We start from the raw sequence: 19,286 nt of genomic DNA on the forward strand, positions 1-19,286 counted from the left end.
ACCTCGCAGGGGGTGGCGGGACTTCATCTGCGCAAAACCACACAGTTGGAACACGGAGGGCGGATACTGCCGATGAGCTGACGTTGAAGAGGGGAGCCGCCTGTGATCCGCCTGGGCCTGACCGATGATGAACCGCTGTTCACCATGGGACTGGCCATGTTGCTGGGAGCGCAGCCGGACATGGAGGTCGTCTGGCAGGCCGTTGACGGCAATGATGCCCTGAGGTGCAACGCTGCTGACCCGGTCGACGTGCTCCTGCTCGATGTGCAGATGCCGGGTCTCGACGGCCTGTCCACGACTCGCGAGCTCGTGGCCCGCGGCATCTCCGGGCGGGTCGTCATCCTGACCACCTTCGACACCGACGGTTACGTCATGGGGTCCATCGAGGCCGGTGCGGCCGGCTTCCTGCTCAAGAACACCCCGCCACAGGACCTCATCGCCGCGATCCACACGGTCCATGACGGCGACTCCGTCATCTCCCCGGGGCCCACGCGCCGGCTGCTGACCGCTGTGCGTGCCGGCCAGGTCAGCGGTGCCGGGGCGGGGGATGCCGCCGGCACGGGGAGCAGCCCCTCCGAGGGCTCGGCCGAGGCGGTCCGAGCGGCCGAGGCCGCCCAGCAGATCGAGGGTCTGACCCAGCGTGAGCGCGAGATCCTGGCGCTCATCGCCCTGGGACTGACCAACCAGGAGATCTGCGACCGCGAGTGGCTGTCCATGCCCACGGTCAAGACTCACGTGAGTCACCTGCTGTCCAAGACCGGCTGCCGCGACCGGGTCCAGCTGGTGCTGCTGGCCCTGCGCGGCGGCGTCATCGACCTTGCCGATGTCCTGGGCCAGGCGTGATCCGGTACCTGTTGACACTCACAAGATGACGGGACGACCCCGTGGACGCATCCTGCGGCCAATACTCCTCTGCTATAGCAGCGCGGCGACCGCCACGACCATACGAGCCAGAAGCAGCACCAGCGAGACGAGCACGAAGACGTAGTAGGCGAAGGCAACCCGACTGACGGCCAGAAGGTCCCGGGGGCGGACTAGATGCGACATGACGAGTCGGCGCAGGTCGTAGATCTGGAGTATCTCTCTGAGAATGTTGAATCCGTCCGTGAACATGAGCGGGTAAAGGTTGATCAGCGCCAGGAAGGCGTTGGTGTGAACAGCGAGCGCAAGATGCTGCTGCGTCTCAGCGGCATCGGGAACCAGGTGAAGCACGGTGAAGCACGCCGCGACCAGCACGAGATTGGCGAGCACCCCACCGCTGTAGTAAAGAATCCGCTGCAGCCGGCTGCGTTCGTAGATCGTGCGGTTGGAGACGTAGAGGATCGGGAGGATCCGATACTGGAGGCGGGCCCCCAGAGTGAGATCTCGCGATCCCTGAGTGAACGCAATGCCGATATGCCCGAGCTCGTGCAGAATGAGACTCCACATGATGATCACGCCCGACGGCATCCTGGGCCATAGGGCTACCGAGCAGACTGCGAGGACGGTGACGAAGCCCAGCAGGCGTGGCGCAGTCAGTTGGAAGCTCATCCCGCTCCCAGGCTGGGTATCGAGGCGGCTCGTGCCTGCTTCCCGGCGCACAGGCCTGCCCACGAGCTCCTGAGAGCACCGGATGCGAGAGGATTCGATAAGGGAGTATCTGCCGTCGCTCGTGAGAAGATAGGTGTACCTGTCGCTGAACTTCCCGACTTTGATGATCTCACTCATGTCGGATGCTTTCAATCAGCTCATTGACACCGAGGAAATAGTTGTTGTTCAGGAACCGGCACATTGTTGTGCTCGGTCGTGACACTGTGCCGTTCTCGAGCACGCTCGCGCCCACACACGCCTTGCAGGAGTCCACGATTGCACACCTCTCGCATATCTCGGAGTGGGCCTTGCGGTTGGTCTCCAGCTGGGTGATGAGGGCAGTGTTGGTCACTCCCTTGTTAATGGTTCCTATGCGGAACTCCGGTTTGTTGATGAACATGAAGCACGGATAAAGATCCCCGTTGATGTCGACCGTCAACTCGTCAAGCCCCGCGCCGCAGTATCCTGGGTTGCATTCTCGCTTCGTAAGGAATCTGTGGGCCTCCACTACTGCGTTGTTCATGAGGCCTCGGGCGTGCAGTGCCGCGATCATCTGCGCCTGAAATGCGTCGAGCTGTTCTAGCTGCTGCTCCGAGAAGGAGAACTCCCCTCCAAGAACATCAATGACGGGCGACAGGTGTACATAACGTACCCCGATGTTGTCAAGAAGATCTGAAAAATCTTCAACGTCAAACTGTCCCCGTGCGTGGGCCTGAACCATTGCCGGGCTCACGGTGAGTTGGATCGCGACGGGCACTCCTGCTGACGCCAAACGCGCGACATTCTTAGTCACGACGCTAAAAGACCCGCGCCCGCCTCGTTTGAAGACGCGGTAGAGATCGTGAAACTCAGCGGAACCATCAAGACTGATGGTCACGGCAATGTGATAGATGGACAGAACCTCAAGTATTCCTTCACTGAGAACAGTCCCGTTGGTGACTACCGATCTGGCAGATTCTCGAATTGAGACACAGTGTGGCGCGCGTTCGCATATGGAGCGAATCGCCCGTGTCTCCAGCAGGGGTTCACCGCCGAAGAACTGGAGATTCTCGATTCCGTTTGGGAAAGTCTCCTCGAGGTACTCCAGAATGCTGTCAATCTGGCGGTCTGGAATCCTGTTCAAGGAGCCCTTGCCGTAAGCTCCCTGACCGGCGTAGCAGTACGAGCAGGCGAGGTTGCATCGCTCGGTCAGGATGAGTACGACGCGACGGGCCCGCCCGGAATCGAGAGAGAATGTCCGGTCTCGCACGCTGGAGCGATGAATCGGACGATTCAGACATGGGCTGTCCGAGCTCGGTCGTCTCTTGAAAACCCTGTGAGTCAGGACATCATAGTACATTCCATTTCTGAGAGTGACCATTCATCTCATCGCCTCTAAAAAATTCCGACCTCGGCTCTCTATTCGAGCCCCGTGAACTATCGCCTTGAGGGCCTGGTACCTCGACAACTCGATCCTGAGGCCGATTATGTACAGGTTCATAAAAACGATCCATCGACGTCGAGTGATCTCAACATCCTTGATGTAGATCCATTCAAATGCCCGGAGCAGGGCCTGGTAGTATCCGATGATCGCCGTTTCCAAGGCAGCAGATATCAGCATCCTCTTGTGGATGAAGAACTCTTTATTCTCCAGTCTGCCGTTCTTCTTGTTGAAGTCGGAGTTGCTCATGCCTCCCAAGGCAAGTTTGAGAAAGAATCGATATGCCCTGGAGGAAAGGGGGGCTGTTACTTTGAATCCGCCTATGTTTCGTATCGTGGTGCGAATATTCGCGATTCGTTGATCCAGGATCGTCTCCAAAGTCAATGGAGGGCGTTTCGAGTCAACTGATGGGTCGATGAACGTCACCGAATATCCCATGTACTGAACTGAGGGATGCGATGGGGATGTCCATGCCTCGAGCTCCTCGGCGCTGACGACGTGCTCGCCCCGATCATATGGATCAAAGTACATGAAAAGAGTATCGAAAGCGTCGTGAATGATGATGTAGTGGGCTCCCATATGGCGCTGAGGCTTGATGTAGTCCAAGTGGTATCGGTCGATTGCCGTGACCACTGAGCCACGTGCGAGCCGTTCGTGGATCACGCTCAGGTATTCCTTGAAGTCGTTCGCCTGGACTGTTCGCAACTGTGGATAAAGTTCCTGAAGTGCGTTGAAGTTCGGGAACCAGGAGGGATAGATGATTGGTACGTCGAAACTATCCGCCATTTTCGTGTCGATCCACGCCCTGGTCACGGAGTAGTTGCTCATAAAGGAGAGTTCGGATGCTGTGACGCGGTCGTCATTGATGAGTCTATGAAGACTGGCGATGTAACAGTCCATCTCTGCCTCTCATGTTCTGGGACTCGTACGGAGGAACTGCTGGTAGATCGATTCTCGAGTCACTCTCCGATATGCGAGAAGTGCCAGAACAACGATAAGAATCGCGTACTCCAGTATGACTGATCCGACAACGGGAAGGTCGACCGACACGGTAACGTAGGAGTCGGTTGCATTGAGTATCCATGTGGTCAGGTGGCCGGACAGGTGTTTGGACAGAACTAGATTGACCAGCAGAGCTCCCAGTGCGATCGCGCCGAGCTGGACCAGGACGCTTCGCATGAACTCTGTCTTAGAAAGTCCGAGCCCGCGCAGGAGGTTCACCTTCCACTCGATGAGGTCGATGAAGACGGAGAAGAGTTTGAAAACGATATACGCGCTGACGGCGAGTATGACGAGCGTCAGTGCATAGACTGCCGCCATAGTCTCTGCAACAGTGTTGCGGTAGAACGTGCGGTAATCCGAGCGGGACATGATCGTCGTGCCGTCTGGGAAAGTGTTTTTCACTTCTGTCTTGGGGCGGTCCGTGGCGAAGTAAGTTGTTCCCGTATCGCCATAAAGTGCCCGGAACTTGTTCGGAGACAGGTAGATCATCATTCCTGCGTACTGTTCTGTGTCGACAATATTTGTCACTGTGGCGGTGTGTCCGTTGATGGTTGCTACGTCACCGACTTTAACGTTGTACTTTGCGGACAGTGCCCTGCCCACGACGACGGAATCCTCATCAAGCGTCGGTCCAGAAGCGATCTTGTCACTGTAGCGTTGCAGATCAGTGGCATATACCAAGGGGTAGGTACGTTGATCGCCGATCTCGATCCCACTGATGGGGTTGATGTAGGCGTAGCGGATGAAGTCCTCCCGGTGATCAATGTCTTCAGGCAGTTCCGGAGTGACGATCTGGGTCTCAAATGGCATGGTGGTCTCGACGGTGAGGTTCTCCTTGCGCATGGTGTTCAGGCCGATTGAGATCGTGCCGATGTTCAGTGCCGTGAGTACCGTGATGATGACGACAAGACTCAGTAGGGTTGCACCCATGCTCTTGTAGAGGGACGTGACGATCAGCTCGCGCCGCATTATCGCCCGGATGCCAATCAGTAGTGCTGCCAGGGCAAGGACAAGGACCAGTCTGGTGTACGCGTAACCACCGAGACCTATTGCCACGACAAGAACATCGAACAACCACGCCGGCGCCCGCCGTCCCCGGCTTCTTCGTGGGTGCAATCTGAGAAGCACCATTATGACGAGTGAACCGATGAGAACGACAAATGATGCCAACCACGTTGCCACGAAGATAGGGAGCCATAGGTGGGAGGTAATGAAGGTGGCGGCAATGCCGGCGAGGAGGTAAACCGTCCCGGTTTGAGCCGCGACGGTGAGGTACTCGCGACGGTGAATCATCACGTAGCTTGTCGCTATCTCCCACGGGCTTGCGCCGAACCCGGCCAGGGCTTCCAGCTGGCGGGTGGAATCAATGACCTGTCGGAGAACCAGTGAAACCCAGGCGACGAGTCCCATGGTAAGAAGGGTGGTGGAGAAGATCTTGAGGATCAGCTCAATGAGTGAATACGCTTCGGCATTGATCTTCCGGTCGATGCTCTCATCGCTGAGCCGTGTGAATCCGGAGTGCTCGACGGTGTCGGCGACTGAGGCGTCGGGCTCGCCGTCGAATCGGATCTCACGCAGCGTCAGTGGCTCTCCTCCCTTCATGAGATAGACGTTCCCCACCCCGTTCATGCTCAAAGTCTCGGCGTAGGTCCCGACCTTCGTTCCATCCGAGTCCGTACTGTCGTCCTGGGAATCTGCCGGGGCGAGGTACTCGTCTGGCTCGGTCGGGGCGCGTCCGTCGAGGATTGACAGACTGGAGAAGCGCGACATGACCACCCGCTTGTGGTCGTCCATTCCAACGACAGTGGCCGACGAGTCCTTGAGCGCTGTCAGCAGATTCGCTGGGTCGGCGAGTACCCCGTTCTGGTTGTCACTGACGTAGTAGACCTCTGTCTGCTCGTATGCAGCCTTCTTGGACTCCTGAAAGGTCTCCAGGGCGATGACACTGCCGAGCTGGATGAGAATGATCAACAGGATGAAGCGAATAACCGTCTTCACTGCTCATCACTTCCGTAGTGGAGCCTGCCGCTCCTCAACCAGAACCTGTGCTCGAATTCGCTGGCGACGAGCATGGAGTGCGTTACCATGAGGATCGTGCAACGTTCGCGCTCGTTGATATCCCTGATGAGGCGGATCACAGAGCGTGAGTTCTCCTCATCGAGGGCGCCGGTGGGCTCGTCCGCGAGGATGAGTTTTTTTCCAGAAATAAGTGCACGCGCGATGGCGACGCGTTGTTTCTCGCCCCCGCTGAGTTCCTTGGAGATCCGGGGCTGAAAGCCATCAAGTCCGACTCGGGTGAGAATTGAATCGATGATCGACTCGTGATTGCTTTTTGGGACTGAGGAGAATCTGAGAGCCAGCTTGAGGTTCTCGCGAACAGTGAGATCCTCAAAGATCCTGATGTCCTGGTAGATGTAAGCCACATGCGACCGGATCAGTTTTCGAGTTCGAGACTTCGACAGTCCCGAGACCTGGGACCCATCGTAGCTCACTATTCCGGAGTCGGCCGGCTCGAAAAGACCGATGATGTTGAGCAGTGTGGTCTTCCCTGAGCCACTTTCCCCCAAAATGACATTGACTTCGTTGGGGAAGAATTCTTGCTTGAGATCCTCAAAGAGCACTCGGTTTCCAAAAGATTTAGACAAGCTGTCGACGCTGACTCGCATGATGCCTCTATCCTAATAATGCGCCCGGCGGTGTGGTCGGCGGTGCGATTCGCCCCACCGACCACAATCACCTCATCTACCTAGCAAAGGCCGCCGCAGCCCATTCCGGTTGCCGGCGATACGTCTTCCTCGAGTTCCACCAGTTCGTCGAGGTCGATCTCGTTGTCGCGTTCCATTGGAGTCACCTCCTCCCCCGCAACAGGTGTGCCGTAAATAATAGCACTCCATGAGGCTGGGTGACCACTTAGTTGTTTTCCTGCACCAGGACGGCCACTGTGCGCGCCGGCACCGAGATCGTCCCACTGGCGCGGTCGAAGCCGGTGCGGCGCACCACCTCGTCGGCGCCCTCGGCCTGGATGGGGGAGAGGTGGAATTCCCGGCCCGCCAACTCGGGCAACGACTGAGTGAGCAGCTGTCCGGAGGCGTTGATGACCACCAGGACGGCGTCGAGCCCGGGGTCCACGTCGTGTCCGCCACGGGTATCGTCGATGAGCATGACGATGACTCCAGCCGGCGCGCCGAAGCCTGCGCCCGGGAAGGTCAGCTTGTCCTGGATGAGTTGCATGGACCCCAGGCTGAACAGTGGTGTCGAGGCGCGCAGGCGCAGGAGGTCGAGTGCCTGGGAGCGTGCGGCCGCGATCTCCTCGGGTGAGGGCCGCAGCCAGTCGTCCTGCAGCAGCGGTCCCTGGATGGCCCAGGAGCCCTCGTTGCTGCTGGCCGGCGGCAGTCCCCTTCCGAAGCCGTTGGACTGCCCCGTGAAGTCGATGGCATTGAACCAGTCCCCCGAGTTGTAGGAGTCCCGGTCCAAGGACTTGCTGCGCAGCAGCTCGGTGCCCGCGCTCCAGAAGGCCGGCGATTGCGCCAGCGTCACCGTGGCCAAGCACACCGTGTTCATTCGTACCCGCTCGGCCACCGGCATGCCCTGGGGCAGTTTGTAGGCCAGCAGGTCATAGAGAGTCTCGTTGTCGTGGGCGTCGACGTAGTTGACGTTCTCCTGGGGCTGGGAGGCGAAGGCTGTCGGTGCCCCGTTGTGGATGAGGTCGATCCCGCGGCGTACCGTCCCGTCCGAGATCGTCATGACGTAGTCCTTGAGGTTGCCCGCCATGCCCAGACGCACCAGGTCGGTGCGGTGGGCCAGATCCGCCGACTGTTCGTTCCAGGTTCGGTGGTCCAGTCCGCTGGGCTGGGTGAGCAGGCCGGTGCCGAAGCCCTGGAAGACGCGGTGGTCGGGGTCGAAGGCGCCCCCACCGTGGACCGCGTCGCGCAGGCGGTCATTGAAGGCGCCGATCCCGGTGCCGTCGAGCTGCCCCTGTGTGGCCTGTACGAACAGGGCGTTGCCCGCGACCTCCCCGAAGTTCCAGCCCTCCCCGTACAGGTAGATCGAGCGGCCGTCGACGCCGTCGGCCTCCATGGTCAGCCCGTCCAGGGCCGCCCGCACGCGCTCCATGGTGGCGCGCGGGTGGTGGCCCATGAGGTCGAAGCGGAAGCCGTCGACCCGGTACCAGCGCGCCCAGCGCACCACCGAGTCCACCATGAGGCGCTCGCACAGGGCGTTCTCGGTGGCCGTGTTGGCGCAGCAGGTCGAGCTCGTCACCCGTCCGACGGCGTCGAGCCGGTGGTAGTAGCCGGGCACCACCCGATCCAGGATGCTGCGCGGGTCCTGTCCGCAGGCTGCCGTGTGGTTGTAGACCTGGTCGAGGACCACCTGGAGCCCCAGGGCGTGCAGAGCGCCGACCATCTCGCGGAACTCGACGAGGCGCGCCCCGCCGTCCTGGTGACCCTCGGTGGCGTAGGAGCCCTCGGGGGCGCCCCAGTGCAGGGGGTCGTAGCCCCAGTTGTAGGCGTCGTCGTCGGCCACCTCCGCGATGGCCGCCTGCTGATCGGTCGAGGCGGGGTGCGCCTCGGAGGGGATTCGCGGTGAGCGCTGGGCCCGGCGGTGCTCGGGGATGGTGGCGATGTCGAAGGTGGGCAGCAGGTGGATCGTGTTCATGCCGGCCTGCGCCAGCTCGGACAGATGACGCACGCCCGCGGAGTCGGCCACCGTGAAGGCCCGGTAGGTACCGCGCAACTCGGGCGGGACGGTCTCGTCTGCGGCGGAGAAGTCCCGCAGGTGGAGCTCGTAGATGTTGCGGGCCGAGTCGTTGCGGATTGATGGTGCCGGGGTCCGGGCCCACTGCTCGGGGGCCAGGCGAGGGTCGGCCAGGTCGACGGCGACCGAGCGGGTCGAGTCGGTCGTCAACGCCGTCGAGTAGGGGTCGGTCACCACATTGGTCTCCACCTGCAGGGTGGAGGGCACGTAGACCCGTACCTCCCACAGGTACTGGCAGCCGGCCGCGATGGGGGCGCCGGATCGGCTCGGGTCGGGATCGCTGCTGGAGCCGTTCGCGGTGGCGTCGCCCGGCTGGTCGGGGCGGTTGTCGACGACCCAGCGGCCGTCGCCCGTGCGCACGGCCGGGGTGCGTCTCGGTGGGCCGGGAACTTCCGGCACCGAGCCCAGCCGGTTGCCGGTCTCCCAGCTCAGGAGGGTGACGGCCTGGGCGGTGGGCGCCCACAGGGCGAAGGAGGGACGGCCGCCTGAGAAGGTGACGCCCAGGTCGGCGCGGGTGGCAGCCTCGGCGTAGAGGTGGTCCAGGAGGATCGCCGTCTGCACGCCGGTGAAGGCATCGAGCTGGGCGCCGCTGATGTCAGCGGCCTCGGTGGGGTCTGGAATCCCGACGTACTGGGCGATCGCTACCTGGCCGGTCAGGGCGGTGGTGACGGCATCGTCATCGAGCAGGGGAGTGCCGGCGGTATCGGTCGCGCTCAGGGCGATGTAGCCCTCCAGGTGGGGGTGGGCGGCCAGGATGTCGCCGGGCAGGTTCCCGACGACCCGCAGCGGTGTCACCGTGGGGGCGGGCATGCCGTCCGCGCCCAGGATCCGGCCGTGGACGGCGGCCGCGCCGCCGTCGGGCGCCGTGATGAGCTGCAGGGCGAGGCCGGAGCCGGGGACGGGGTCACCGGCGTCGGTGACGACGTTTCCGCGATCCATCCCCCTGGGCAGCAGGGACAGCGGCCAGGCCAGGAGGGTGGGGGTGACCCAGTAGCCGCGCTGCTCCTCGCTGCCCGCCACGGGTGGGAAGGCCGCGGTGCCGTCGAGTGTGCAGGTGATCGAGTAGGTGAAGGTCATGGTGGTGTCCTCCCGAACGAAGGCGCCGTGGTGGGGCGCCTCCGGTCCTGCCGGTCTTGTTGCGTAGGGTTCCGTGGGGCGGGGGCCGCGAGCGGATTCCGGTCGCCTCGTAGTCTCCCCCGGGTGACGGGCCGCTGTCAGCCTGTTGGAGGGGCGCCCTGCGGATGTGCAAGCGGTGCCCTGGGTCGACTCGCTGCGCTGGGTGTCGGGGATCGTAAGGTGACGGAGCCATGACTCGATAACATGGGGGCAGGCCGGGTTGGACCGTCGAGTCCCGGCTGCGGTGGGCCGTCTCACCTACTCACTGTTCTCAGCGGGGCCGACGTCGTCGTGCGGCTCGGCGGTGCGGTTCATGCTGCCATGCTCCCCACCGTCCTTGCGCGGCCGGCCCCGTCCGCGCATGGGGGCGGCCTTGACGCCGCGTCCGGCGTCATCGAGCGCGCGGCGCAGAAGAATCTCGATCTGGGCGTTGACCGAGCGCAGGTCGTCCGCCGCCCACTTGGCGATGGCCGCGTGGACGGCGGGGTCCAACCGGAGTAGGACCTGCTTGCGCTCTTTACCGGCCACGGCTCAAGCGTAGAGGGAGCCGGTGTTGACGACGGGCTGGGTGCGCTGGTCGGAGCAGAGCACCACCAGGAGGTTGGAGACCATCTGGGCGCGGCGCTCCTCGTCCATGGTGACGATGTCATCGGCCTCCAGGCGCTTGAGGGCCTGGTCGACCATGGTCACGGCGCCCTCGACGATCTGCTCGCGGGCCGCGATGACGGCGCCGGCCTGCTGACGCTGGAGCATCGCCTGGGCGATCTCGGGGGCGTAGGCCAGCGAGGAGATGCGCACCTCGACGATCTCCAGGCCCGCCAGCGCCACCCGGGCCGCGACCTCGGCCGCCAGCTCGGCGGAGACGAGGTCCGTGCCGCCTCGTAGCGAGGTCTCGCCCGGTCCCGGCTCGTCGTAGGGGTGGGTGGTGGCCACATGGCGCAGCGCGGACTCGGCCTGGGCCTTGATGAACTCCTCATAGGCCTCGACGGCGAAGACGGCGCGGGCGGTGTCGGCCACCTGCCACACGACGATGGCGGCGATGTTGACGGGGTTGCCGTCCAGGTCGTTGACCTTGAGCTCGTTGGTCTCGAAGTTGTGGACCTTGATGGAGACCTTCCTCCCGCCGGTCAGCGGTGGGACGAGTGCGAGCCCTGGGCGTCGCACGGTGCCGATGTAGCGGCCGAAGAACTGACGCACGCTGGTCTGACCGGGGACGATGATGACCAGGCTGGTGGGCAGCAGCACGAAGGTGAGCACGAGGACCACTGCTGCGCAGATGGCGAGCGGAATCGCCACGGGCCTGCCTGCGTCGGCGTCGACGGCGGCCCTGAAGATCGTGACGCTGGAGCCGATGATGAGGGCAAGGTACAGGACCAGAGCGAGGAAGGCTGCGCCCGAACCGGCGGCCCGGGCGGGCCTCTCGATGATGTCGACATGGCTGGAGATGTGTTCGGGAGCGTTGCCGGGATGGTCCGAGGCGTCGGCTGAGGTGGGTGGCTTGGTGGGTTGAACAGGGGACGCGGGCATGAGAACCTCCTTCAGTTAGCAAAATGATATCTATTTTTCGGGTGTGCGCAAGCGGTGTCTCCTGGGCCGTTTCGTCTGCGCGGGGCTGCGAACGGTGTCTTCCGCGCGTGTGGGGACGTTTTCTTGCGGGCGGGGGCGTGCCACGCGTACGGGGACGGAAAACCCGCACCCGTACGCGCAGGATGTCCCCGGCGGGGCGGGAGTGTGCCCGGCCGGCATTCGTGTCACCGCCAGGTCCTACGCTCAAGGCATGGCTCGTTACGCGCCCGAACCGGACTCGCCCTCGCTGTTCGACGACGCCGGTCCCGACGGCTCCGGCCTCGTTGACGACCCGGCCCGCCCGCTGGCCGACCGGCTGCGCCCGCGGGTGCTCGACGACGTCGTCGGCCAGGACCAGCTGCTCGCCACCGACGCCCCGCTGGGCCGTATGGTCACTTCCGGCCGCCTGTCCTCGATCATCCTGTGGGGCCCGCCGGGTTGCGGCAAGACGACGGTCGCCCGCCTCTTGGCCGACCGCACCGGCCTGATCTTCGAGCAGGTCTCGGCGACCTTCTCCGGGGTGGCCGACCTGCGCAAGGTCTTCGCCGCCGCGGCCCGCCGCCGCGAGATCGGGCAGGGAACGCTCCTGTTCGTCGACGAGATCCACCGCTTCAACCGGGCCCAGCAGGACTCCTTCCTGCCCTACGTCGAGGATGGGACGGTCGTCCTGGTCGGTGCGACCACCGAGAACCCGAGCTTCGAGCTGAACGGCGCCCTCCTGTCGCGCTGCCAGGTGATGGTCCTGCGCCGCCTGGACGAGGCCGCCCTGGCCGAGCTGCTGGCGCGCGCCGAGTCCCTGACGGGCCGCAGCCTCGCCCTGACCGAGGAGGCCCGCACCGCCCTGCTGTCCATGGCCGATGGCGACGGTCGCTACCTGCTGGGAATGGTCGAGCAGGTCCTCGTCGCCCAGGACACGGGAGGCCGGGGCTCGGCCGGACTGAGGCCGGGCAGGTCGGGGCCGGATGGCGACCGGTCGAGCAGGGGTGAGTCAGGCGGTACTGGCGGCGCGAGCGGGTCCGGATCGGGCAGCGGCGCCGGGCGGAGTGGCCTCGAGGTGGGGGTGTCTGAGCCGGGAGGCCCGGAGCCGCTCGACGTCGAGGGTCTGCGCGCCGTCGTCGCCTCCCGGGTGCCCCTGTACGACAAGTCCCGCGAGGAGCATTACAACCTCATCTCGGCCCTGCACAAGTCGATGCGCGGCTCCGATGCGGACGCCGCCCTGTACTGGCTGGCGCGCATGCTGGGCGGGGGTGAGGATCCGCTCTATGTGGCGCGGCGTCTGGTGCGATTCGCCAGCGAGGACGTCGGCATGGCCGACCCGGCCGCCCTTCAGGTGACGCTGGCGGCCTGGGACGCCTACGAGCGCCTGGGATCGCCCGAGGGGGAGCTCGCCATCGCCCAGGCGGTCGTCCACCTGGCCACTGCACCCAAGTCGATCGCCGTCTACCGCGGTTACGGGCGGGCGGCGCGCCTGGCGCGTGAGACCGGTTCGCTCATGCCGCCGGCCCACATCCTCAACGCCCCCACCCGGCTCATGAAGGAGATCGGCTACGGCGAGGGCTACGAGTACGACCCGGACACGGCCGACGGCTTCTCCGGCGCGGACTACCTGCCCGACGGCGTTGAGCGCCAGCCCCTCTACGAGCCCACCGCCAACGGTCACGAGCGCCGCATCCGTGAGCGGCTGGAGTACTGGGAGGGGCTGCGGGCGCGCAAGCGTGGTGAGGACGTTGGTGAGGGGGCCGATGGCCGGTGCCGGTCGGGCGGGGGCGCCGACGGCGGACCGAACCGAGCGGGGACTGAGACGTAGACCAGTTCCTGCCGCGACTCTCATCGATAGGGGCATTCGACGCGTGCAGGGACATTGCGGCGCGGGTGGGGGCGTTCGACGCGTGCGGGGACCGGATTCCTGCACCCGCACGCGTCGAAGGTCCCCGGTGGGAGGGGGATGTCCCCGGCCGGGCCGATGGGCCATGCCTGCTTCCGTTTACTCCGCGCCGCGGCGCACGGCCTCCAGCATGAGGGTGGCGACGTCGGTGACCCTCACGTCCGCGCCCTCGGAGGCGACGCCGTCGGAGAGCATCGTGGTGCAGAAGGGGCAGGCGGTGGCGATGACCTGCGCGCCGGTGCCGATGGCCTCGCGCGAGCGCTCCACGGCGATCCGCGTCCCGATCGTCTCCTCCATGAAGGCGCGCGCCCCGCCGCCCCCGCAGCAGAAGCCCCGCTCGTGGCTGCGTGGCATCTCCACCGTGGTCGCGCCGGTCGCCTCCAGCAGCTCGCGCGGCGGGGAGTAGACCTGGTTGTGGCGGCCCAGGTAGCAGGCGTCGTGGTAGGTGACCGTCGGGACAGTCGGCGCGTTCGCCGCCTTTTCGGTTGTCTCCTGGCTCGACGACTCCGCTGGGGTCTCATCTCGCGGCGGCAGGGGGCGCAGCCGGCCCTCGCGCACGAGGCGGCCCAGCAGCTGGGTGTAGTGGAGGACCTCGTAGCGGCCCCCGATCTGCGGGTACTCCCGCGAGATCGTGTTAAAGCAGTGCGCGCAGGTCACCACGATCCTCTGCGCCCCGACCTCGCTCAGCGTCTCCACGTTCTGCGTGGCGAGCATCTGGTAGAGGATCTCGTTGCCGGCGCGCCGGGCCGGGTCGCCGGTGCAGGTCTCGGCGTCGCCGAGGACCGCGAAGCTCACCCCCGCGGTGTGCAGCAGCTCGGCCACGGCCCGCGTCGTCTTCTTGGCCCGGTCCTCGTAGGCGCCGGCGCAGCCCACCCAGAACAGGTAGTCGACGTCCGCGGCGCTGTCGACGTCGTCGCCGATGACCGGCACCTCGAAGTCCAGGTTCTTGGCCCAGTCCATGCGCTTGCGCGCCGGCAGGCCCCACGGGTTCCCCTTGGACTCCAGCTTGCGGAACATGCCGCCGAGCTCCTTGGGGAAGGCCGACTCCATGAGCACCTGCTGGCGGCGCACGTCGACGACGTGGTCGACGTGCTCGATGTCCACTGGGCACTGGTCCACGCAGGCTCCGCAGGTGGTGCAGGCCCACAGGACATCGGCGGGGATGACCTCGCCGGCCAGGGGCGCCGGCCGCGTGGCCACGCCCGTCTCGGTGGGGGCCGCCTTGGCTGCCAGCAGCGCACCGAGCACGTCGCCGGTGTGGGCGGTGCCCGGCTCCAGACCCAGGTTCGTCTCGCGCGCCAGCCCGTCGTGCATGCCCAACACCTTGCCGACCATCCCCCCGGAGGCGGGGCGAGAGGCCACCACCTCCTCGGTGACGTCGTCGGGTTCGATCCCCAGGGCGCCGGCGGCCCGCAGGTAGGGGGCGGCCGCCGCGTGGTGGTCGCGCAGCGCCATGACGAACAGCTTGGGCGACAGGGGCTTGCCGGTGTTCCACGCCGGGCACAGGTCCTGGCAGCGGCCGCACTCGGTGCAGGTGGAGAAGTCCAGCAGGCCCTTCCAGGTGAAGTCCTCGATGCGGCCCACGCCCAGTTTGACCTCCGGGCCCTCGCCGGAGTCGGCGGCCTCCATGGCCTCCTCCAGCGTATCCATGGTGGCCTCGGTCAGAGGCTCGTCGCCGACCATGAGCGGCTGGAGCGGGCCCAGGGCCTTGGAGCCGTCCACCTCGCGGCGTGCGTAGACGTTGAGAATCGCCAGGAACCGGTGCCAGGCCACGCCCATCGAGGGCTGCAGGCCCACGACGACGAACCAGGTCATTGACAGCACCACCTTGATGGTGGCGACGATGAGAATCGCGTTGCCCAGGGCGCCGGTGCTCAAGGGGGTGAGCAGCGGGCCGGTCCAGGCCGTCAGGGGAAAGTGCGTCCAGGAGGCCAGGGCCTGCTGCGCCGGGTCGGGGGAGGCGGCCAAGTGGGCGTGCTCGAGCATCCGCAGGGCAAGCACGCAGGCGACCACGCCGATGATCGTGGCCTCGACGAACCTCGCCTGGGCCGACGTCGACCCGGCGAAGCGCGAGGTGCGCGGACGCTTGCCGCCGTCGGAGTCCGGGGCGTAGGGCGGGGCGGCCCGGCCGGCCCGGGTCAGGCGCCGGCGCAGGACGGTCAGCCCCACGATCCCGAACGTGGACAGCCAGGCGATGAGCTCGACGATCCAGGCCCACCAGGTGGCGTGCCCGATGAGCGGCAACGCGAAGCTGGGGCCGCCCAGCACCTGCCCGTAGCCGGCCACGAGCGTGAGGAACAACAGCGGGAAGGAGACCATGACCAGCCAGTGGGCTGCCTTGATGAAGGGGCGGCCCTTGAAGGCGGTGTGGCCCACGAGCGCGCCCAGCGTGAGCACCAGGCGCCGACCGACCGGGCGCAGGCGCTCCGGCGCGGTCTCACGGCCCACGGCCATGCGGGCGGCAATAGTGAAACAGGCGCGTGCGAAAACTGCGATACCGATCGTCGTGGCGATGACGACGATGACGACACAGGCGATCTGCACGGCACTCATCGGGTCGGGTTTCCTCAGGTTTCCGAAGGTAAAGGCGGAAGCGTTGGGAGGCGGGCCGACGGCGCCCCGGAGGGTCGCCTGTGCGGCACACCGTTGGCGCTCCCATCAGCCTACCTGTGGGTCGGTGAGAAGCCGTGGTTGAGAGGCGTTGGGGCGGGGAGGGCGGTCATGACCGCTGTTGAGTGGGCTTCGGAGCGCGCACCTGACAGGTGCGTGCCGGCCCCGCAGGGCGCGGGGCCGGCACGCACGACGCAACAAGCATCCGTCAGCGACCGATGGCGCGCATCGCATAGGGGGAGTCGGGGCGACGGGCGCTGTACCACTTGGCGGCCTGGCGCAGTCCGAGTTCGCGCACCAGCGTGATGGTGGCCCCGGAGATGACGGCGAAGGCGATGACCTCGGCCAGCTTGTAGTTGAGCAGCTGGTCCTCCTCGCGAGGGGCGGGCCTGCCGGTGATCGCCCGCCAGCCGAGGGCCACGACCTTCTCGGCCACGAACCCGGAGGCGAGCGTGGCCACGGCCGCGGTCGCCTTCCACATGAAGTCGGTGGTCTGGTCGATCTCGACGGGGTCCTGTGCGCTCATGAGTCCTCCTTGCGCCCCGGTCGGGCGGTGTGCGTGGTGCCTGCGTGCTGGTGGCGGACCGGCGGAGTCGGCCCGTTCTGTCCCGATCATGCCGTACCGGGGCCGACGGCGCAGCCAGTGCCCGCCCGCGTGGCGCCGGCTGCCGGGCCCACGCGGTCGTACCTTGGGCCGCGCATTCGAGTGGTAGGAGTGTGAACCGGCGACCTTCCCTACGAACGCGCGGGAGGGCGATGGGTTCTGTGGCGCGTGGCGCCGAGCGCCTGACCGGATGGGGCAGCGGGCTCACGCCTGGGCGGGACGGGCGGCGGCGTTGATCCGGGCGGCTAGGCCGGCGGGGTCGTCGACCGTGAGGTAGAGGTGCGTGAAGCGCTCCTCCTCCAGGGTGATGACCAGCGTGTTCTCGTAGCCGGAGATGTTCCAGAACTGTGCCGTGCCCTCGGCGTGGAAGGTCCCGGAGAGCTTGCTGCCCGCCTGCAGTCCGGGCCCGCGCCAGCCCTTGGGCTCGTGGCGCAGGCCGGGGTCGTGCGTGGCGCCGCGTACGTGCGCGAGCGGGAACTCCAGCCGGGAGGTGTAGGACCAGATCTTGTCCAGCCCGTGCGGCTCGACGCTCAGGGAGGTGTCGGTGATGGTGACGGTGTTGCGGCTCATGATGTCTGCTTCTCTCGTGGGCAGGTCGGTTGGGTAGTCGTGGGGTAGTGGTCTGGCTGGTGATCGCGGGGCCGGAACGGGCTACGCCGGCGGGGAGGCCGATGCCGCCGAGGTTGTCGGGGTCGACGCCGCGGCACCGGCCCGCTCCAGCAGGCGCCGGCCGAGCGCCTCGGCGGTGACGCCCGCCCGGTTCAGGGCTGCCTCAAGGGCCTCGCGCACGGCCGGGTCCTGCGGGGCGATCTCCATGAGCGCCACGAGGACCAGGTCGAGGTCCTCGTGGTCCGCTCCTTCGGTGTCGGTGGAGTCGTTGGGGGTGGCCGCAGGACTCAGGGCGGTCAGTGCCTCAGTGAGGCAGCGCTGGAAGAGCCCGTCCTTGGAACCGAAGACCCCGTAGAGGCTGGCGCGGTTGACGCCGGTGGCCCGGACCAGGTCGTCCACGGAGGCTCCCGCGAAGCCGCGCTCGGCGAAGACCGCCGTGGCGGAGCCGATGGCCTCGCTCTCGATGAAGGTTCGTCGTCGTCCCATGAATCCAGAATAAACATTCTGGAACGATCGGTCAAGAATGCTTGTTCTGAAATCTGTGGCTGAGGGATGCCGGGGGTGCTGCTCCGCTCAGCCGGCGCCCCCCAGCTCACCGCTGCTGATGATCACCAGCGCGTACATCATGGACAGGAGCCCGGCGATAATGGCGCAGATGAGGGCGAGCTTGCGCCGGTAGGTCAGAACGGCGATGTACTCGCGCAGCCAGGCGTTGACGATGTAGAACCAGGCCGTGCGCGCCGGCGCCACCGCCCACGGCACCCCCATGTCGGAGGCGAGGATCGCGGTGCGCACCGCGTGGAAGGAGCTCGTCACCAGCAGTACCTGCGGGTTCACCATGCCGATCTCTGCCAGCAGGTCGCGGGTGTAGGCGATGTTCGTGCGGGTCGTCGTCGAGCGGTCCTCCAGGAGGATCCGTTCGGACGGGACGCCGCGGGCGATCGCATAGTCGGCCATGGCGCGTGCCTCGCTGACCGGTTCGTCGGGTCCCTGCCCGCCGCTCATGACCAGTAGCGGCACTCCGGGGCGCAGGGCCTCCTCGTCGTGCCAGGCGTCGATGGCGCCCTTGATGCGCGAGCCCAGCAGTGGCCCGACCTCCCCGTTGATGAGGCCGGCGCCGTGAACCACGATGACGTCGGGGTGCGGTACGGCTCGGCGTCCGCCCCAGATCCGTTGCACCATCGTCTGCGCCAGGAAGATGAGCAGGAAGGTGCCCAGGTAGCAGCAGGCGCAGAACATGAGCATGGCGAGCAGCATGGCCCACACGTTGAGGGTGGCCACCAGGAAGATGGCGGTTATCGGGGTGATGATGAGTCCCAGCCCGGCCGCGAGGCACAGCAGGTTGCTCAGGCGACGGCCCTCACGTCGGATGAGGACGACGCCGTTGAACATGAGCAGGAACGGCATGAACGCCATGGTCGGGAAGAGGATGGAGCCTAGCAGCGTCTCCGGTCTGGCGAGGCCGGGGATGAAGGTGGAGCCGGGGATGAGGGAGGTGAGGTAGATCAGGGCGCCCGTGATGGAGTTGATCAGCAGCAGGAAGAGGAGCCCGTTGCGCAGCCTGCGGTTGTCGCGGCGCCGTGAGAACCACAGGAGCACCCACCACAGCGCCGCGAACGCAAGATCGATCGGCAGAACGGAGAAGAGCCTGGCTGAGTTCATGGAGCTGGGGTCCTCCCGTGAGGTAGGGCGGTTCGGGGCTGTCCTGGGGGTGAGACGGACAGACTCCCCCTGACATGGGGTGGGTTGGTGGTTACCAACAAGCCAGCGCTCATCCTATGTCTGAAGTCGAGACATCGCCTCGCTCTTGTGGGGTCGGGCTGGGCGGCGTCGGGGGTGGGTATGACCGCCTCCTGGGCGCGAATTTGCACCCCTTGGTGTCAACCTGAGGCCTATCTTTGGGATATTTACTGCTGGGCTTGGTTCGCCGGCTATTCCATTCTTCAGGAGGTGTCTCTTGCAGGCACAACACGTTTCTGAATGGTCACGATCCACATGTTGTCAGGTGAGTTCGCCTGACCTTTACGGTCTTTCGTCGGCATTGGTGGGTGGGCGTCTGGAACATGTGGGGTTGGTGTCGGTGGGCGGCGTCGACCTACAGTTGACCTGCAACGACAGGGGAGCGCCCCGTCGTCGGCCCGGCCGCGACT

Annotated in this window: 15 protein-coding genes; 2 read left to right on the forward strand and 13 right to left on the reverse strand. The window is 65.6% G+C overall.

Translation table 11 applies throughout. From position 1 onward, the window contains the following. Positions 1-102: 102 nt before the first annotated feature. On the forward strand, positions 103-843 hold the full coding sequence (locus RWR81_RS06460) for a response regulator transcription factor (protein ID WP_314456050.1): 741 nt from the start codon (positions 103-105) through the stop codon (positions 841-843). A 72-nt stretch (positions 844-915) separates the two neighbouring features. On the opposite strand, the gene RWR81_RS06465 is transcribed toward RWR81_RS06460, so the two are convergent. The 8 genes from RWR81_RS06465 to RWR81_RS06500 all read right to left on the reverse strand — a co-directional run bounded on the left by RWR81_RS06465 (position 916) and on the right by RWR81_RS06500 (position 11,389). Further along, a complete protein-coding gene (locus RWR81_RS06465; RefSeq protein WP_314456052.1) occupies positions 916-1,530 on the reverse strand; it encodes a hypothetical protein in 615 nt (204 codons plus the stop codon). 169 nt (positions 1,531-1,699) lie between these two features. Continuing rightward, the gene (locus RWR81_RS06470; protein ID WP_314456054.1) at positions 1,700-2,929 is read right to left on the reverse strand and encodes a radical SAM/SPASM domain-containing protein; all 1,230 of its coding nucleotides are present in this window, start codon (positions 2,927-2,929) and stop codon (positions 1,700-1,702) included. Then, positions 2,930-3,817 carry a hypothetical protein gene (locus tag RWR81_RS06475; RefSeq protein ID WP_314456056.1) on the reverse strand — a complete coding sequence of 296 codons (888 nt, stop codon included), beginning with the start codon at positions 3,815-3,817 and terminating at the stop codon, positions 2,930-2,932. A gap of 81 nt (positions 3,818-3,898) precedes the next feature. After that, positions 3,899-5,989, reverse strand: a complete 2,091-nt coding sequence (locus tag RWR81_RS06480) for a hypothetical protein (RefSeq protein ID WP_314456057.1) — start codon at positions 5,987-5,989, stop codon at positions 3,899-3,901. Continuing rightward, entirely contained in the window at positions 5,986-6,612 is a 627-nt protein-coding gene (locus RWR81_RS06485; protein ID WP_314456059.1) for an ATP-binding cassette domain-containing protein, read from the reverse strand. Before RWR81_RS06485 ends, RWR81_RS06480 begins: the two co-directional genes overlap by 4 nt. Before the next feature lie 289 nt (positions 6,613-6,901). Continuing rightward, positions 6,902-9,823 carry a pullulanase-type alpha-1,6-glucosidase gene (pulA, locus tag RWR81_RS06490; RefSeq protein ID WP_314456060.1) on the reverse strand — a complete coding sequence of 974 codons (2,922 nt, stop codon included), beginning with the start codon at positions 9,821-9,823 and terminating at the stop codon, positions 6,902-6,904. Positions 9,824-10,120: 297 nt separating this feature from the next. Continuing rightward, positions 10,121-10,390 (reverse strand): hypothetical protein, encoded by a 270-nt coding sequence (locus RWR81_RS06495; RefSeq protein ID WP_314456062.1) that lies wholly within the window; start codon positions 10,388-10,390, stop codon positions 10,121-10,123. 3 nt (positions 10,391-10,393) lie between these two features. Continuing rightward, entirely contained in the window at positions 10,394-11,389 is a 996-nt protein-coding gene (locus RWR81_RS06500; RefSeq protein WP_314456064.1) for an SPFH domain-containing protein, read from the reverse strand. Between the two features lie 250 nt (positions 11,390-11,639). Here RWR81_RS06500 and RWR81_RS06505 point away from each other — a divergent pair, with 250 nt between their 5' ends. Then, a complete protein-coding gene (locus tag RWR81_RS06505; RefSeq protein ID WP_314456066.1) occupies positions 11,640-13,235 on the forward strand; it encodes a replication-associated recombination protein A in 1,596 nt (531 codons plus the stop codon). A gap of 177 nt (positions 13,236-13,412) precedes the next feature. On the opposite strand, the gene RWR81_RS06510 is transcribed toward RWR81_RS06505, so the two are convergent. From RWR81_RS06510 to RWR81_RS06530, 5 genes are all read right to left on the reverse strand, one after another. Beyond that, on the reverse strand, positions 13,413-15,866 hold the full coding sequence (locus RWR81_RS06510; RefSeq protein ID WP_314456068.1) for a (Fe-S)-binding protein: 2,454 nt from the start codon (positions 15,864-15,866) through the stop codon (positions 13,413-13,415). A 265-nt stretch (positions 15,867-16,131) separates the two neighbouring features. After that, positions 16,132-16,449: a DUF4235 domain-containing protein gene (locus RWR81_RS06515; RefSeq protein WP_314456070.1), complete on the reverse strand. Its 318-nt coding sequence runs from the start codon at positions 16,447-16,449 to the stop codon at positions 16,132-16,134. A gap of 282 nt (positions 16,450-16,731) precedes the next feature. Continuing rightward, positions 16,732-17,097 carry a hypothetical protein gene (locus RWR81_RS06520; protein ID WP_314456072.1) on the reverse strand — a complete coding sequence of 122 codons (366 nt, stop codon included), beginning with the start codon at positions 17,095-17,097 and terminating at the stop codon, positions 16,732-16,734. An 81-nt stretch (positions 17,098-17,178) separates the two neighbouring features. After that, positions 17,179-17,622, reverse strand: a complete 444-nt coding sequence (locus tag RWR81_RS06525; RefSeq protein WP_314456074.1) for a helix-turn-helix domain-containing protein — start codon at positions 17,620-17,622, stop codon at positions 17,179-17,181. 87 nt (positions 17,623-17,709) lie between these two features. After that, positions 17,710-18,798: a YdcF family protein gene (locus tag RWR81_RS06530; RefSeq protein ID WP_314456075.1), complete on the reverse strand. Its 1,089-nt coding sequence runs from the start codon at positions 18,796-18,798 to the stop codon at positions 17,710-17,712. Positions 18,799-19,286: the final 488 nt, after the last annotated feature.

Source organism: uncultured Actinomyces sp., assembly GCF_963526355.1.
In the GTDB taxonomy this organism is placed as follows: domain Bacteria; phylum Actinomycetota; class Actinomycetes; order Actinomycetales; family Actinomycetaceae; genus Actinomyces.